The organism is Streptomyces crystallinus (assembly GCF_039521265.1).
Classification (GTDB): Bacteria; Actinomycetota; Actinomycetes; order Streptomycetales; family Streptomycetaceae; genus Streptomyces; species Streptomyces crystallinus.
Genome location: NZ_BAAACA010000026.1, coordinates 1 through 14,414, shown reverse-complemented (window position 1 = coordinate 14,414; position 14,414 = coordinate 1). Strand labels below are relative to the sequence as shown.

13 protein-coding genes are annotated in these 14,414 nt (G+C 74.3%); 8 read left to right on the top strand and 5 right to left on the bottom strand.

Translation table 11 applies throughout. The annotated features are described in order from the left end of the window. Positions 1-59: 59 nt before the first annotated feature. Both ABD236_RS20650 and ABD236_RS20645 read left to right on the top strand, forming a co-directional pair. A complete protein-coding gene (locus ABD236_RS20650; RefSeq protein ID WP_067154906.1) occupies positions 60-611 on the top strand; it encodes a helix-turn-helix domain-containing protein in 552 nt (183 codons plus the stop codon). Further along, positions 611-1,351, top strand: a complete 741-nt coding sequence (locus ABD236_RS20645; protein WP_344075275.1) for a helical backbone metal receptor — start codon at positions 611-613, stop codon at positions 1,349-1,351. Before ABD236_RS20650 ends, ABD236_RS20645 begins: the two co-directional genes overlap by 1 nt. Here the strand turns inward: ABD236_RS20645 and ABD236_RS20640 are convergent. Next, entirely contained in the window at positions 1,320-2,417 is a 1,098-nt protein-coding gene (locus tag ABD236_RS20640) for a TDT family transporter (protein WP_344075274.1), read from the bottom strand. The genes ABD236_RS20645 and ABD236_RS20640 overlap by 32 nt on opposite strands. Before the next feature lie 70 nt (positions 2,418-2,487). Between ABD236_RS20640 and ABD236_RS20635 the strand changes: the two genes are divergently transcribed. Continuing rightward, entirely contained in the window at positions 2,488-3,429 is a 942-nt protein-coding gene (locus ABD236_RS20635; protein ID WP_425543916.1) for a LysR family transcriptional regulator, read from the top strand. A 48-nt stretch (positions 3,430-3,477) separates the two neighbouring features. Here the strand turns inward: ABD236_RS20635 and ABD236_RS20630 are convergent, their stop codons facing one another. From ABD236_RS20630 to ABD236_RS20620, 3 genes are all read right to left on the bottom strand, one after another. Then, positions 3,478-4,182 carry a gamma-glutamyl-gamma-aminobutyrate hydrolase family protein gene (locus tag ABD236_RS20630; protein WP_344075273.1) on the bottom strand — a complete coding sequence of 235 codons (705 nt, stop codon included), beginning with the start codon at positions 4,180-4,182 and terminating at the stop codon, positions 3,478-3,480. Between the two features lie 62 nt (positions 4,183-4,244). Continuing rightward, on the bottom strand, positions 4,245-5,699 hold the full coding sequence (gene eat / locus ABD236_RS20625) for an ethanolamine permease (RefSeq protein WP_344075272.1): 1,455 nt from the start codon (positions 5,697-5,699) through the stop codon (positions 4,245-4,247). A gap of 229 nt (positions 5,700-5,928) precedes the next feature. Next, a complete protein-coding gene (locus ABD236_RS20620; RefSeq protein ID WP_344075271.1) occupies positions 5,929-6,654 on the bottom strand; it encodes a FadR/GntR family transcriptional regulator in 726 nt (241 codons plus the stop codon). A 77-nt stretch (positions 6,655-6,731) separates the two neighbouring features. On the opposite strand from ABD236_RS20620, the gene ABD236_RS20615 reads away from it, so the two are divergent. The 5 genes from ABD236_RS20615 (at position 6,732) to ABD236_RS20595 (ending at position 12,615) form a co-directional block, all read left to right on the top strand. Beyond that, a complete protein-coding gene (locus tag ABD236_RS20615) occupies positions 6,732-8,096 on the top strand; it encodes a glutamine synthetase family protein (protein ID WP_344075270.1) in 1,365 nt (454 codons plus the stop codon). An 8-nt stretch (positions 8,097-8,104) separates the two neighbouring features. Beyond that, positions 8,105-9,493: an aldehyde dehydrogenase family protein gene (locus tag ABD236_RS20610; protein ID WP_425543915.1), complete on the top strand. Its 1,389-nt coding sequence runs from the start codon at positions 8,105-8,107 to the stop codon at positions 9,491-9,493. Positions 9,494-9,497: 4 nt separating this feature from the next. Continuing rightward, positions 9,498-10,280, top strand: coding sequence for a 3-oxoacyl-ACP reductase (locus tag ABD236_RS20605; RefSeq protein ID WP_344075269.1), 783 nt, complete (start codon positions 9,498-9,500; stop codon positions 10,278-10,280). A 102-nt stretch (positions 10,281-10,382) separates the two neighbouring features. Next, positions 10,383-11,657 carry a haloacid dehalogenase-like hydrolase gene (locus ABD236_RS20600; RefSeq protein ID WP_344075268.1) on the top strand — a complete coding sequence of 425 codons (1,275 nt, stop codon included), beginning with the start codon at positions 10,383-10,385 and terminating at the stop codon, positions 11,655-11,657. A 22-nt stretch (positions 11,658-11,679) separates the two neighbouring features. Next, on the top strand, positions 11,680-12,615 hold the full coding sequence (locus ABD236_RS20595; RefSeq protein ID WP_344075267.1) for a DUF2510 domain-containing protein: 936 nt from the start codon (positions 11,680-11,682) through the stop codon (positions 12,613-12,615). 15 nt (positions 12,616-12,630) lie between these two features. Here the strand turns inward: ABD236_RS20595 and ABD236_RS20590 are convergent, their stop codons facing one another. Continuing rightward, a complete protein-coding gene (locus tag ABD236_RS20590; RefSeq protein WP_344075266.1) occupies positions 12,631-13,833 on the bottom strand; it encodes an amino acid deaminase/aldolase in 1,203 nt (400 codons plus the stop codon). Positions 13,834-14,414: the final 581 nt, after the last annotated feature.

The window sequence follows — 14,414 nt, the reverse complement described above, 5'->3', positions numbered from 1 at the left end:
TAGGGTGCAGGCAGTGCGGCGGCCGGAGTGGACCAGGTGACGGGGAGGGAGCCGGAGAGATGGACGACAAGGAAACTCTTCGGGTGGGAGTCGCGGTGCGGCGGCTCCGACGCGAGCTGGGGCTGACGCTCGCCGCGGTGGCGCAGCGCAGCGGCCTCTCGGTGCCCTTCCTGAGCCAGATCGAGAACGAACGCGCCCGCCCCAGCCCCCGCTCGCTGGCGCGGGTGGCGGACGCCCTGGGCACCACCGTGCCCGAGCTGTACGACGCCGCCGACACCGCCCGTACGGTCGAGGTGGCCCGGGCGGACGACGGGGACGGCGGCGGGGTGCGCCAGCTGCTGCGCGGCCACCACCAGCTGCACGCCATGGAGTTCACCGGCGAGCACGACACCGCGCGCGAGTTCCAGCACCGCAACGACGAGCTGATGTACGTGGCCGACGGCGCCGCCGAGGTCGAGGCGGAGGGCCGCGCCTACCGCCTGGAGCGCGGCGACACGCTGTGCCTGTCCGGCGGGGTCCGCCACCGCTGGCGCGCGGCGGTGCCCGGCACCCGCATCCTGCTGGTGGCGGTCGCCGACCACATCGAGGCGATCGAGGAGACCCGCCACTGATGGGGCGCCCGGCGGCCGGTCCCCGGGTGGTCTCGCTGGTGCCCTCGCTCACCGAGGCGGTGGCGGCCACCGCCCCCGGCCTGGTGGTCGGCGCCACCGACTGGTGCACGCACCCGCCGGGCCTCGCGGCGGCGCGGATCGGCGGCACCAAGAACCCCGACACCGCCGCGATCGCCGCGCTGCGCCCCGATCTGGTGATCGCCAACGAGGAGGAGAACCGCGAGCTTGACCTGGCCGCCCTGCGCGCGGCGGGCCTGGAGGTCCTGGTCACCGAGGTCCGCGACCTCGACCAGGCCTTCGCGGAGCTGGCGCGGGTCCTGGTGGACGCCTGCGGGCTCGCCCGGCCGCGCTGGCTCGACGAGGCGCGCGAGGCCTGGGAGCGGGTGGGGCGCCCGCCGTCGCCGGTGGCCGCCGTGGTGCCGGTGTGGCGCCGCCCCTGGATGGTGCTGGGCCGCGACACCTTCGCGGGCGACCTGCTGGACCGGCTCGGCGTCCGCAACGTGTACGCGGACCACGCCGAGCGCTACCCCCGCATCCCCCTGGACGAGCTGCGGGCCGCCGGGGCGGACCTGCTGGTCCTCCCCGACGAGCCCTACCGCTTCACCGCCGACGACGGCCCGGAGGCCTTCCCGGACCTCCCGGCCGCGCTGGTCGACGGCCGCCTCCTCACCTGGTACGGGCCGTCGCTGGCGGCGGCGCCGGGTGCGCTCAGCGGGGCGCTGCGAGCAGCCGTCCGCTGAGCAGGCCGCGTGCGGTGTGGGCGGCCGCCACCAGCCAGGCCGTGGCCAGCAGCGCGTACAGCCCGTAGGCGAGCCAGGTGAAGGCGGCCAGGCCGGTGTGGTGGGCCAGGCCCTCGGCGCCGGTCACACAGGTGCCCAGGGGGAAGGTGAACGCCCACCAGGTCATCGCGAAGGGCATCCCGGAGCGGGCCGCGCGCACCACCATCGCGGTCGCCAGTGCCAGCCACATCAGGGCGAAGCCCATCACGGGCACGCCATAGACGACGGCGAAGGCGCTCAGACCGCCCGCGTAGGCGGCGTCGACCGCGCCGGGGGCCACGTCGGCGAGCTTGTTCACGGCGGTGGTGGACTGGCCGAGGGGGCCGAGCACCAGGAACAGGGCCGGGGTCAGGAGCAGGGGGAGGGGGCCCTCGTGCACCAGCCGGGCGAAGATCACCGGCAGCATGACCAGGACGGCGAGCAGACTCATGCCGAACAGCGCGTACGAGCCGAGCAGCATCGCCTCGCGGGCCTGGCCGGCCGGGAGGTGGGGGACCAGGAGCGCGCCCAGGGTCGCGGAGACCATGGGGGCCACCACGGGCAGCAGCCAGACCGGGGAGGCGCTGCCGGGGGCGACCTGGTGGCGGACCACCATCAGGTAGGGGATGCCCACGGCGACGGCCAGCCCGGTGGCGGTGCCGATCGCGTAGAGCACCCAGGCCAGCGGGACGGCGGCGCCCTCGCCGATCACATCCTTGCCGACGGTGAGGGTGGCGATGCCGACGGCCAGGAACGCCATCGACATACAGCCGTAGAAGGGGGCGACGCCCGGGTCCATGAGGTGGGCGCGGGCCTGGTCGCGGTGGTGGCGCCAGTGGGCGGCGCGGGCGGCGACGAGGACGGTGAGCATGGCCAGCGACAGGCCCCACACCACCGTCAGACCCGGCACGCGGACCGGCAGTCCGGCACCCGCGTTGGCGATGATCGCGGTCCCCATGACGGTGGCGTACCAGTTGGGACCGAGGTGCCGCAGAGGGGTGTGGCGTGCGGCGGGCGCCTGGGTGCGGGGGTGGATGAGGGTGACCATGTGTCCACCTTCGCGCCGGTACGAGGGGGGCACCAGACCGGATCTTCCTATGGGGACATAAGCTGGGTTTATGAGTATGAGCAGTGCGGAGGACGCCGGTCCGCTGTCCCGGCGGGTGCCCGATCTGAGCGCGATGGAGCTGCTGATCGCGGTCGCCCGGCACGGCAGCCTCGGGCGCGCCGCGCGCGACCTGGGGATCACCCAGCCCGCCGCGAGCAGCCGGATCCGCTCGATGGAGCGGCACCTCGGGGTCACCCTCGTCGACCGCTCGCCGCGCGGCTCCACGCTGACCGCCGAGGGCGCGCTGGTGACGGACTGGGCGCGGCGGGTCGTGGAGGCGGCCGAGGCGTTCGACGCGGGCGCGCAGGCGCTGCGCGGGCGGCGCGACTCCCGGCTGCGGGTGGCCGCCAGTATGACCATCGCGGAGTATCTGCTGCCCGGCTGGCTGATCGCACTGCGGGGCGAGCGTCCGGGCACGGCCGTCTCGCTGCTCGCCGGGAACTCGGCGTTCGTGGCCGAGCGGCTCCTCGCCGACGAGGCGGACCTCGGCTTCGTGGAGGGCCTGGCCGTGCCGGCCGGGCTCGACGGGGCCGTGGTCGGCCACGACCGGCTGGTGGTGGTCACCGCGCCCACCCACCCGTGGGCCCGGCGCCGCGCCCCGCTCGGCGCCGCCGAACTGGCCGCGACCCCGCTGATCCTGCGCGAGGAGGGCTCGGGCACCCGGCAGGTCCTGGACGCGGCGCTCGCCGGCCACGGCGGGGTGGCCCGGCCGCTCCTGGAGCTCGCCTCCACCACGGCCGTGAAGGCGGCCGTGGTGAGCGGCGCGGGCCCCTCGGTCCTGAGCGAACTCGCCCTGGGGGAGGAGCTGGCGGGCCGCCGCCTCGTCCGTATCCCGCTGGAGGGGCTGCGGCTGCGCCGCGACCTGCGGGCGGTCTGGCGCACCGCCCACCGCCCCACGGGCCCGGCCCGCGACCTGCTGTCGCTGACGCGGTCGGGGCCTGGGGTGGGCTGAGCCGCTGATGCTGCCGCTGCCGCCGTCGCCGTTGTGGCGGGGGCGGGCTCAGTACGCCGGCGCCGCCGTCCGGGCCCCGGCCGCCGTCACCAGCGCCCGCATCACCTTCGTGTCCTCGCCCAGCTCCGGGTGCCACTGGACGCCCAGCACCCAGACCGCGCCCGGCAGTTCGACCGCCTCGGGGGTGCCGTCCTCCGCCAGGGCGGACACCACGAGACCGGCGGCGACGCGGTCCAGGGCCTGGTGGTGGTAGGTCGGCACGGACGCCGCCTCCGGCTCGATCCCGGCGTACAGCGTGCCCGGCACCGGGCGCACGGTGTGGCGGCCCACCACGCCGTGCCCGCCGGTGTGCCCGTCCAGGTGCTGCACCAGCGTGCCGCCGAGCACCACGTTCAGCAGCTGCATCCCGCGGCAGATGCCCAGCAGCGGCGTCCCGGACTCCAGCGCGGCCTCGATCAGGGCGGTTTCCCAGGCGTCCCGCTCCGGCGCCGACGGCCCGGTCCGGACGTCGCGGGCGGCCCCGTACCGTACCGGCTCCACATCCGGCCCGCCCGCGATCACCACGGCGTCGAGCCGGGCCACCACCCGCGCGGCCAGCTGCGGGTCGTCCGGCGGCAGCATCGCCGTGAGGCCGCCCGCCGCCCTGACCAGGCGTGGGTAGAAGGCGGGCAGCAGCGCGGCCGGCCAGTCCCACACCCCCCAGCGCACCGACTCCTCCAGATATGTGCTGACACCGATCAGTGGCCGTACCACCGCGTCCTCCCTCTCGTGCTGCTGAACCCCGTGCTGCCGAACCCCGTGCCGCCGCTCCACGCTCACTCGCGCTCCAGCTCGGCCTCCGCCGCCGCGAGCGCCGCGAACTCCTCCTCGGGGGCCCGTGCGACGAGGTGCTTGCGGCTGTAGAGGCCGAAGTACCCGACGGCGACCGCGTACACCCCGAGCGCGATCAGCGCCGCCACCACGTCCACCAGGAACGTGGCGACCAGCGCCGCGCACGCGAGGACCAGCGCGACCGAGGAGGTCAGCGCTCCTCCCGGCGTACGGTACGGCCGTTCCAGATCCGGTTCGCGGCGGCGCAGCACGATGTGGGAGAGCGACATCAGCGCGTACGAGACGGTGGCGCCGAAGACCGCCGCGTTCAGCATCCGCGCCCCGTCGCCGGTCGCGGCCGCCAGCGAGAAGGCGATCGCGCCGGGCACCAGGAGACCCAGGTAGGGCGCCTTGCGGCGGCTGGTCAGGGACAGGAAGCGGGGCAGATAGCCCGCCCGGGACAGGGCGAAGAGCTGGCGCGAGCCCGCGTAGATCAGCGAGAAGAACGAGGCCACCAGGCCCGCCAGCCCCGCGTAGTTGACCACCCGGCTCAGCGCCGTGGCCTTCCCGTCCGGCTGGAGCGCCTCGACCAGCGGGTTGCCCGCGTCCTGGATCGCGGCCGAGCCGCGCGCGCCCGCCGAGGCGAAGAAGGTCAGCAGGGCGAGCACCACCAGGATGCCCATGGACCAGCGGATCGCCTTCGGGAGCGTACGGGCCGGGTCGCGGGTCTCCTCGGCGGCCAGCGGCACGCCCTCCACGCCGAGGAAGAACCACATGCCGAACGGGAACGCCGCCCAGATGCCCATGAGCCCCATCGGCAGCCAGGAGCTGGAGCCGAACGCGTCGTGGTGCACGGCGATGTCGTCCAGCCTGGACGCGTCGAAGTCGACGAACGCGCCGACCGCGAAGACGAGCAGCGCGGCCACGGCCACGCCCGTCACCACGAAGCTGAACCGCAGCGCCTCGCCCACGCCCCACAGGTGGATGCCGATGAAGACGACGAAGCAGGCGAGGTAGACCGGCCAGCCAGAGGTGAGCCCGAACAGGCCGAGCGACTCGACGTAGTCGCCGATGAAGAGGGAGATGGCGGCGGGGGCGAGCACGTACTCGATGAGGATGGCCGTCCCGGTCAGAAAGCCGCCCCAGGGGCCGAGCGCCCGCCGCGCGAAGCCGTAGCCGCCGCCCGCCGTGGGCAGGACGGAGGAGAGCTCGGCGAGCGAGAAGACCATGCAGACGTACATCAGGCCCATCAGGGCCATGGCGATCGCGAGACCGCCGAAGCCGCCCTCCGCGAGGCCGAAGTTCCAGCCGGAGTAGTCGCCGGAGACGACATAGGCGACGCCGAGACCGGTCAGCAGCAGCCAGCCGGCGCTGCCCCGGCGGAGCGTACGCCGCTCCAGATAGTCGTCGGCGGATTCGGCCGGTCCCGGCCGTGCGGATTCGGTGGACTCCAGGGTCATGACGCGGCTCCCGACGGGGATGGGGTCAATGGACTGGGGGCATACCTTTGCGGGGAAGCCGGCCGAAAAGCAAGCCCCTTGCGTTACGTCGGGGTAAACGGGATGGGCGCTGAGGGAATCATCTGGCAGTGCGTTGCGGTACCGGACGCCTAAGGGGCGCGGGGCTGTGACATTTTGCGGCTCCGCCGCGTGGGCGCGAGCAACCCACCACGGTCCGCAGACGAAGGCATCACGTCAAAAACCCCCGCAGCAGCGCCGCCGTACCGGCGCAGTGCTCCCGCATCATCTCCCGGGCCCCGTCCGCGTCCCCGTCCAGCACCGCCTCCACCAGCGCCGTGTGCTGCCGCTGCGAGTGCTCCAGGTTCCGCACCAGCAGCGGAATGCAGTCCAGCAGGTCGTTCACGGTCGCCCGGACCGCCGCGTACTGCGCGGTCAGGCTCGGCGAGCCGGACAGCTCGGCCAGGGTCAGATGCAGCAGCGTGTCCAGCCGCCGGTACTCGCCCAGCGGCGCGTCATGCGTACGGGCCAGCGCCTCCCGCAGCCGTTCGGCCTGCTCGGCGGTGAGGCCGTGCGCCGCGCACAGCCCGGCCGCGCCCACCTCCAGCACCTCGCGGAAGCGCAGCGCGTCCTCCACGTCGACCCCGGCCACCCGGCGCCGCAGCTCGTCCTCGCCGGGCGACTGGGCGCGGGGCAGCACGAACGTACCGCCGTAGCGGCCGCGCCGGGCCTCCACCAGGCCCTGGTCGGTCAGCACCTTCAGGACCTCGCGCAGGGTGACCCGGCTGATGCCCAGCCGCTCGGCCAACTCCCGCTCCGACGGCAGCCGTTCGCCACCGGGCACCAGCCCCAGGCGGACGACCTGGAGGATCTGCTCCAGCGCCTCCTCGAAGCCGTTGCCGGCCCGTACCGTCCGCAGCACCGGCGCGAGCCGGTCCGAGGAATCCGGTCGCGACATCTGGCCGCACCCCCTTCCCAAGCAATGGTTCTCGGCAATACCTTATGGCTCCCGGCTGACCGAAGGAGGCTTTTCCCGTGGCAGACCGCACACCCCCGCTCGACATCGAGGCGCTGCGCGCCCTCGTCGAGAGCGGCGAGATCGACACTGTGGTCCTGGCGTTCCCCGATATGCAAGGGCGGCTCCAGGGCAAGCGGTTCGCCGCACGATTCTTCCTCGACGAGGTCGCGGCCCACGGCACCGAGGGCTGCAACTACCTGCTCGCCGTGGACACCGAGATGAACACCGTCGAGGGCTACGCGATGTCCTCCTGGGAGCGGGGGTACGGCGACTTCGCCATGCACCCCGACCTCGCCACCCTGCGCCGGGTGCCCTGGAACGAGGGCACCGCGCTGCTGATCGCCGACCTCGCCTGGAACGACGGCGCGCCCGTGGTCGCCGCCCCGCGCCAGATCCTGCGCCGCCAGCTCGACCGGCTCGCCGAGCTGGGACTGACCGCCCAGGTCGGCACCGAGCTGGAGTTCATCGTCTTCCGGGACAGCTACGAGGAGGCGTGGGACGCCGACTACCGGGGGCTGACCCCGGCGAACCAGTACAACATCGACTACTCGGTGCTCGGCACCGGCCGGATCGAGCCGCTGCTGCGCCGCATCCGCAACGAGATGGCGGCGGCGGGCCTGACCGTGGAGTCCGCCAAGGGCGAGTGCAACCCGGGCCAGCACGAGATCGTCTTCCGCTACGACGAGGCCCTGGTCACCTGCGACCAGCACGCCGTCTACAAGACCGGTGCCAAGGAGATCGCCTCCCAGGAGGGGGTCTCGCTCACCTTCATGGCGAAGTACAACGAGCGTGAGGGCAACTCCTGTCACATCCACCTCTCGCTCACCGACGAGGACGGCCGGAACGCCATGCAGGGCGACGGGCCCGAGGGGATGTCGCCGCTGATGCGGTACTTCCTCGCGGGCCAGCTGGCCGCGCTGCGGGACTTCTCGCTGCTGTACGCGCCGAACGTCAACTCCTACAAGCGCTTCCAGCCCGGCTCCTTCGCGCCCACCGCCGTCGCCTGGGGCTACGACAACCGCACCTGCGCCCTGCGGGTGGTCGGCCACGGCCGCTCGACCCGGTTCGAGAACCGGCTGCCGGGCGGCGACGTCAACCCGCACCTCGCCGTCGCCGGACTCGTCGCCGCGGGCCTGTACGGCGTCGAGCAGCGCCTCGAGCTGCCGGACGCCTGTACCGGCAACGCCTACACCGGCGACTACGAGCACGTCCCGACCACCCTGCGCGAGGCCGCCGAGCTGTGGGAGAACAGCCCCATCGCCAAGGCCGCCTTCGGGGACGAGGTGGTCGCGCACTACCGCAACATGGCGCGCGTCGAGCTGGACGCCTTCGACGCCGCGGTGACCGACTGGGAGCTGCGCCGCTCCTTCGAACGCCTGTGAGGCCCGCTGTGTCCGATCCGTACGACGTGAACCACCCGTACGAGCACCAGGTGCTCAACCCGGCGACGGAGGAGGTCATCGCGACCGTCCCCGCCGCCACCGCCCAGGACGTGGACGCGGCCGTCGCCCGGGCCGCGCGGGCGCAGACCACGTGGGCGGCGCTCGCCCCCGCCGACCGCGCCCGGCTGCTGCGCCGCTTCGCCGCCGCCGTCGACGAGCACGTCGAGGAACTGGCGCGGCTGGAGGTGCGCGAGGCCGGGCACACCGTGGGCAACGCCCGCTGGGAGGCGGGCAACGTCCGCGACCTGCTCGACTACGCGGCCGGGGGAGTGGAGCGGCTGACCGGACGGCAGATCCCGGTCGCGGGCGGCCTCGACATCACCCTGCTCGAACCGCTCGGCGTGGTCGGCGTCATCGCACCCTGGAACTTCCCGATGCCGATCGCCGCCTGGGGCACCGCCCCCGCGCTCGCGGCCGGCAACGCGGTGATCCTCAAGCCCGCCGAGACCACCCCGCTCACGGCCCTGCGGCTGGCCGAACTCGCCCTTGCGGCGGGTCTGCCCGAGCACCTCTTCCAGGTGCTGCCGGGCGCGGGCGCCGTCGCGGGCGACGCACTGGTCGAGCACCCCGGCGTCGCCAAGATCGTGTTCACCGGCTCCACCCGGGTCGGCAAGCAGATCATGGCCAAGTGCGCCCAGCGGGTGAAGCGGGTCACCCTGGAACTCGGCGGCAAGAGCGCCAACATCGTCTTCGCGGACGCCGACGTGGCGGCGGCCGCCGCCGCCGCGCCCATGTCCTTCCTCGACAACAGCGGCCAGGACTGCTGCGCCCGCACCCGCATCCTCGTCCAGCGCCCGGTCTACGACCGCTTCCTGGAGCTCCTCGCCCCCGGCGTCGAGTCCGTGGTGGTCGGCGACCCGGCCGACGAGAAGACCCAGATGGGCCCGCTGATCTCACGGACCCAGCTGGAGCGGGTACGGGCGTACGTCCCCGGGGACCTGCCGGGCATCCGCGGCACCGCCCCCGAGGGCCCCGGCTTCTGGTTCGCGCCCACCGTCGTCACGGGAGTCGCCCCCGACGCCCCCGTGGCCGTCGAGGAGGTGTTCGGGCCGGTCGCGGTCGTCCTGCCCTTCGACGACGAGGCCGACGCCGTACGGCTGGCCAACGCGACCGAGTACGGGCTGTCCGGCTCGATCTGGACCCGGGACGTGGGGCGCGCGCTGCGCGTCTCCGGCGCCGTCGCGGCGGGCAACCTCTCGGTCAACTCGCACTCCAGCGTGCGCTACTGGACCCCCTTCGGCGGCTACAAGCAGTCCGGACTCGGCCGAGAGCTCGGGCCGGACGCGCTGGCCGCCTTCACCGAAACCAAGAACGTCTTCATCAGCACGGAGGCCTGAGCACATGACCGACGACACCATCTGCCGCCGCCTGGTCGGCCGCACCGCCGTCATCACCGGAGCCGGCAGCGGCATCGGTCTGGCGGCCGCGCGCCGGCTCGCCTCCGAGGGCGCCCACGTGGTCTGCGGCGACATCGACGAGGCGGCCGCCAAGAAGGCCGCGGACGAGGTCGGCGGGCTCGCCGTACGCGTCGACGTCACCGACGCCGAGCAGGTCGACGCGCTCTTCAAGGCCGCGTACGACACCTACGGCAGCGTCGACATCGCCTTCAACAACGCCGGTATCTCGCCGCCCGACGACGACTCCATCCTGGAGACCGGCCTGGAGGCCTGGAAGCGGGTCCAGGAGGTCAACCTCACCTCCGTCTATCTGTGCTGCAAGGCGGCCATCCCGTACATGCGCGAGCAGCGCCGGGGCTCCATCATCAACACCGCGTCCTTCGTGGCCCGGATGGGGGCCGCGACCTCGCAGATCTCCTACACCGCGTCCAAGGGCGGCGTCCTCGCCATGTCCCGCGAGCTGGGCGTGCAGTTCGCCCGCGAGGGCATCCGGGTCAACGCGCTCTGCCCGGGCCCGGTCAACACCCCGCTGCTCCAGGAGCTGTTCGCCAAGGACCCGGAGCGGGCCGCGCGCCGCCTGGTGCACATCCCGCTCGGCCGCTTCGCCGAGGCCGACGAGATCGCGGCGGCGGTGGCGTTCCTGGCCAGCGACGACTCCTCGTTCGTCAACGCGACGGACTTCCTGGTGGACGGCGGGATCTCGGGCGCGTACGTGACCCCGCTCTAGGCGTTCACCTTCGCTCCACCCAGCCGACAGCCGGGCGTCGCACGACGCCCGGCTGTTCTGCCTACCGTCCCCGGTGATCTTCCCTTTGTGACAGGAGTGTTCATGCGCAGTGCACGTCGTTGGCAGGCCGCGGCCGCCGCCCTGGCGATCGCCGGCAGCGCCTTCGCCGCCGCCCCCACCGCCCAGGCCCGGACCGGCGCGTGCCCCGAACTCACCGTGACCCAGGGCTGGTACGGGCAGAACAAGGCCCGCCTCCAGGAGCTCGTCGACACCTACGGCAGGTGCGGGAAGGGCGCGGGCGCGGCCAGGGGCCACCAGCCCGTCGCGGTCTTCGACTGGGACAACACCGTCGTCAAGAACGACGTCGGCGACGCCACGATGTACTGGATGCTGCGCCACTCCAAGATCCGCCGCCCCCAGCACGGCGACTGGCACACCACCAGCCGCTACCTCACCGAACCGGCCGCCACCGCGCTCGCCGCCGCCTGCCCGGCGGACGCCGCCACGCTGCCCACCGCCACCGACCCGCGCTGCGCCGACGAGATACGCACGGTCTACGGGGACGGCAGGACCACCGCTGGCGCCGCCGCGTTCGCCGGCTGGGACCGGCGCACCATCGAGCCGCAGTACGCCTGGCTCGCCCAGCTGATGAGCGGCTGGCGGGCCGGCGACATCCGCTCCTTCGCCCGGGCCGCCCGCGCCGAGAACCTGGCCGCGCCGATCGGCGCCCGGCAGCGCGTCGGCACGGCCGAGGTGATGGGCTGGGTGCGCTACTACGACCAGCAGCGCGATCTGATCCGTACGCTCGAGCGGGCCGGGTTCGACGTCTGGGTCACCTCGGCGTCGCCCGAGCCCGTCGTCGACGTCTGGGCGGCCGGCGTCGGCATCGCGCCCGACCACACCATCGGCATCCGCCCGGTCACCGCGCACGGGCGGCTCACCCCGCACCTCAAGGGCTGCGGCTCGGTCGCCGACGGCGAGGACGCGATGATCACGTACATCGACGGCAAGCGGTGCTGGATCAACCAGGAGGTCTTCGGGGTGCGCGGGGCGGCGGCCGAGCGGGTGCAGCCCGCCGCGCGGCGCCAGGTGTTCGCGGCCGGCGACTCCGACACGGACGTCTCGTTCCTGCGCGACGCGACCGGGCTGCGGCTGGTCCTGAACCGCAACAAGAACGAGCTGATGTGCCGGGCGTACGACAACAGCGACGGCCGCTGGATCGTCAACCCGATGTTCATCCAGCCCAAGGGCCAGAAGAGCGGCACCTACCCGTGCGCCACCACCGCGTACACCGGCCGCGACGGCACCGCCGGGCCGGTCCGCCGCGCGGACGGCACGGTCGTTCCCGACCAGCGGGACTCGGTGTACGGCGGCTGAGGCGCCGCTCTAGGGTGGCCCGATGAGCATGACGACACCGCCCGGCTGGTACCCGGATCCGGGCACGCCCGTGCTGGAGCGCTGGTGGGACGGCACGGCCTGGACCGGGCACACCAGGGCCGCCGGTCAGCCGGTGGTGCCGCCCTCGCCGCCGACCGTTCCCCTCGGGCCCGTCGCGCCCCGGCCGCGCGGCCGGGGCCCGGTGGCCGTCGTGGCCGTGGCCGCCGCGGTGCTCGTCACGGCACTGGTGGCCGGGGTGGTCGTCCTGAACGGGGACGACGGGGACGACGGAGCCCCGGCCGCCGCGGCGCCGAGCGGTGGCGCGGCCACCACGGCCGCGTCCCAGGCGGCGAGCAGTGCGCCGCCGCCGTCGCCCAGCGACGACCCGAGCCTGCTGGTCGACCAGCTCAACGGCATCACGCTGCCGGTCCTGCCGGGCTGGGAGAAGGCTGACTCCAAGATCGACGGGCTGCCCACCATGCAGACCGAGGACACCTTCGACTGCCCGGGCGACTCGGGCGCGTTCTGCCGCCACGCCACGGTCAACACCCGTACGCCCACCCGCACCGACCTCAAGACCGCCGAGGCGCTCGCCAGGCACGACATCAGCGAGGCGGCCGACGCCGCGTTCGGCGAGGACGTCGTCGGCCGGCGGCGCTACGGCGGGATCGTCTCGCACCGCGAGGTGCGGGCCGCGTCCGTGGTGGTCGCCGGGCGCACCGGCTATCTGGTGCGCTGGAGCGTGAAGACGGGGGCGGGGCCCGGCGGTTACGTCCAGTCGCTGGCCTTCCCGTCGAGCGTCGGCAGCGAGTCGATGATCGTCGTCCGCTTCGCCTTCGACGCGGGGAAGGGCGCCCCGCCGCTCGCCGTACTGGACCGGATCACGGCGGGCATCCGGGCCCTCGGCGGCCCGCAGAGCGGCGGGGTCGGCAACAGCGTGGCGCCCCCGGCGCCGTGAGCCGCCGGGCGCGGTTCAGAGGAACGTGCGGCCCTCGCCCCGGTAGGTGGGGACCGTCGCGGTGATCCGGTCGCCCTCCACCAGGTGCAACTCGTCGAACCGCTCGCACAGTTCACCGGCCTTGGCGTGCCGGAACCAGACCTTGTCCCCGATCAGCAGATCGTCGGCGGCCGTGCCGAGCAGCGGGGTCTGCACCTCCCCGGCGCCCTCCTGCGGGTCGTAGCGCAGTCCTTCGGGGAGGTACGGGACGGGCAGCCGGTCCACGCCCGCCGCCCCCGAGGCGGGGTAGCCGCCGCCGAGCACGGTGACCACGCCGACACCCGGCCGGCGCACCACGGGCTGGGCGAACAGCGCGGCCGGGCGCCCGGTGAACGAGGTGTAGTTGTCGAACAGCCGCGGCACATACAGGCCCGACCCGGCGGCGATCTCGGTGACCGCGTCCTCGGCCGCCGTGTGCTGCACGCTCCCCGTCCCGCCGCCGTTGACGAACTCCAGGTCCGGCGCCACGGCCCGGACCGCCCGCACCACCTCGGCCCGGCGGGCCGCCAGCTCCCGGCGGGCCGCCGCCTGCATCAGCCGGATCGCCCGGGAGCGCACCGGCCGCCCCGCGATCGCGTCCCCGACCCCGGCCACATGGCCCTCGTACGCCATCAGTCCGACCAGCCGGAAACCGGGGCGGCGCACCACGGCACGGGCGAGCTCGGCGAGCTGCGCGGGCTCGCGCAGCGGGGAGCGGCGGGCGCCGACGCGCACCCGCCCGCCCAACAGCCGCAGCGAGGTGTCCAGTTCCAGACAGACGCGTACCGGCAGGTCGTGCCGGTCGCGCGCCCGGTCGACGAGGTCCAGCTGGGCCGGGTCGTCGACCATCACCGTGACGGCGGCGGCCAGCTTGGGGTCGGCGGCGAGCTCCGCGAACCGGTCCCGGTCGGCCGACGGATACGCCAGCAGGACGTCCTCGAACCCGGCCCTGGCCAGCCAGATCGACTCCGCGAGCGTGAACGACATGATCCCGGCGAACCCGTCCCGGGCCAGCACCCGTTCGAGCAGCGCCCGGCACCGCACGGACTTGCTGGCGACCCGGATCGGTTTGCCCTGCGCGCGCCGGACCAGGTCGTCGGCGTTGGCGTCGAACGCCTCCAGGTCCACGAGCGCGAGGGGGGCGTCGAGAGCGGCGGTGGCCCGGTCGTACCGGGCCCGGTCAGCGGCGCGGGGAGTCATGCGCAGAGCCTGCCAGAACGGCCTACCCGGGGGTAGGGGGACGAGTCGGTGCAGATCCCCCGAGCCCGGACCGTATCCCTGCCGACGCGCCCCAGCCCGTAAAGTAGCGCCCACGCGGCGACGAACGGCCCTGCCGGCCAAGCCGATCCGCAGCGCACGCACGACGGGTACGAGGGGGGCCATTGACCACGGACGCACAACGCCCCCCGTCCTCGGCGCGCCCCGCGAAGGGCGAGCCGGGACAGGAGCCCGCGGCACCCCCCAGGCAGGAAACCGCCCCACACGCGCCCACGCCGCCCACCGAGCGTCCGCACGGTCCGGCCACGACGCCTTCCGCTCCGGTCCGGTCGGCGACGCCGGGCGAGCGTCCGCAGGGTCCGGCCACGACGCCTTCCGTGCCGGGTCTGTCGGTGACGCCGGGGGAGCGTCCGCATGCTCCGGCCATGACGCCTTCCGCCCCGGTCCGGTCCGCGCCGGCCGGCGAGCACCCGCGCCGCCCCGCCGCGCCCTCCGCCGCCGGCGACACCGCCTCCGTGCCCGCGCCCCGGCGTGCCGAGGCCGTCGCCCCCGCCGCCCGCCCC

What these genes read in the sequence shown, in the direction of transcription:
- ABD236_RS20635 (WP_425543916.1), top strand. Translation starts at nt 2,488, where the DNA reads ATGAGTATGAGCAGTGCGGAGGACGCCGGTCCGCTGTCCCGGCGGGTG.
- ABD236_RS20645 (WP_344075275.1), top strand. Translation starts at nt 611, where the DNA reads ATGGGGCGCCCGGCGGCCGGTCCCCGGGTGGTCTCGCTGGTGCCCTCG.
- ABD236_RS20640 (WP_344075274.1), bottom strand. Translation starts at nt 2,417, where the DNA reads ATGGTCACCCTCATCCACCCCCGCACCCAGGCGCCCGCCGCACGCCAC.
- ABD236_RS20590 (WP_344075266.1), bottom strand. Translation starts at nt 13,833, where the DNA reads ATGACTCCCCGCGCCGCTGACCGGGCCCGGTACGACCGGGCCACCGCC.
- ABD236_RS20605 (WP_344075269.1), top strand. Translation starts at nt 9,498, where the DNA reads ATGACCGACGACACCATCTGCCGCCGCCTGGTCGGCCGCACCGCCGTC.
- ABD236_RS20595 (WP_344075267.1), top strand. Translation starts at nt 11,680, where the DNA reads ATGAGCATGACGACACCGCCCGGCTGGTACCCGGATCCGGGCACGCCC.
- eat (WP_344075272.1), bottom strand. Translation starts at nt 5,699, where the DNA reads ATGACCCTGGAGTCCACCGAATCCGCACGGCCGGGACCGGCCGAATCC.
- ABD236_RS20650 (WP_067154906.1), top strand. Translation starts at nt 60, where the DNA reads ATGGACGACAAGGAAACTCTTCGGGTGGGAGTCGCGGTGCGGCGGCTC.
- ABD236_RS20620 (WP_344075271.1), bottom strand. Translation starts at nt 6,654, where the DNA reads ATGTCGCGACCGGATTCCTCGGACCGGCTCGCGCCGGTGCTGCGGACG.
- ABD236_RS20600 (WP_344075268.1), top strand. Translation starts at nt 10,383, where the DNA reads ATGCGCAGTGCACGTCGTTGGCAGGCCGCGGCCGCCGCCCTGGCGATC.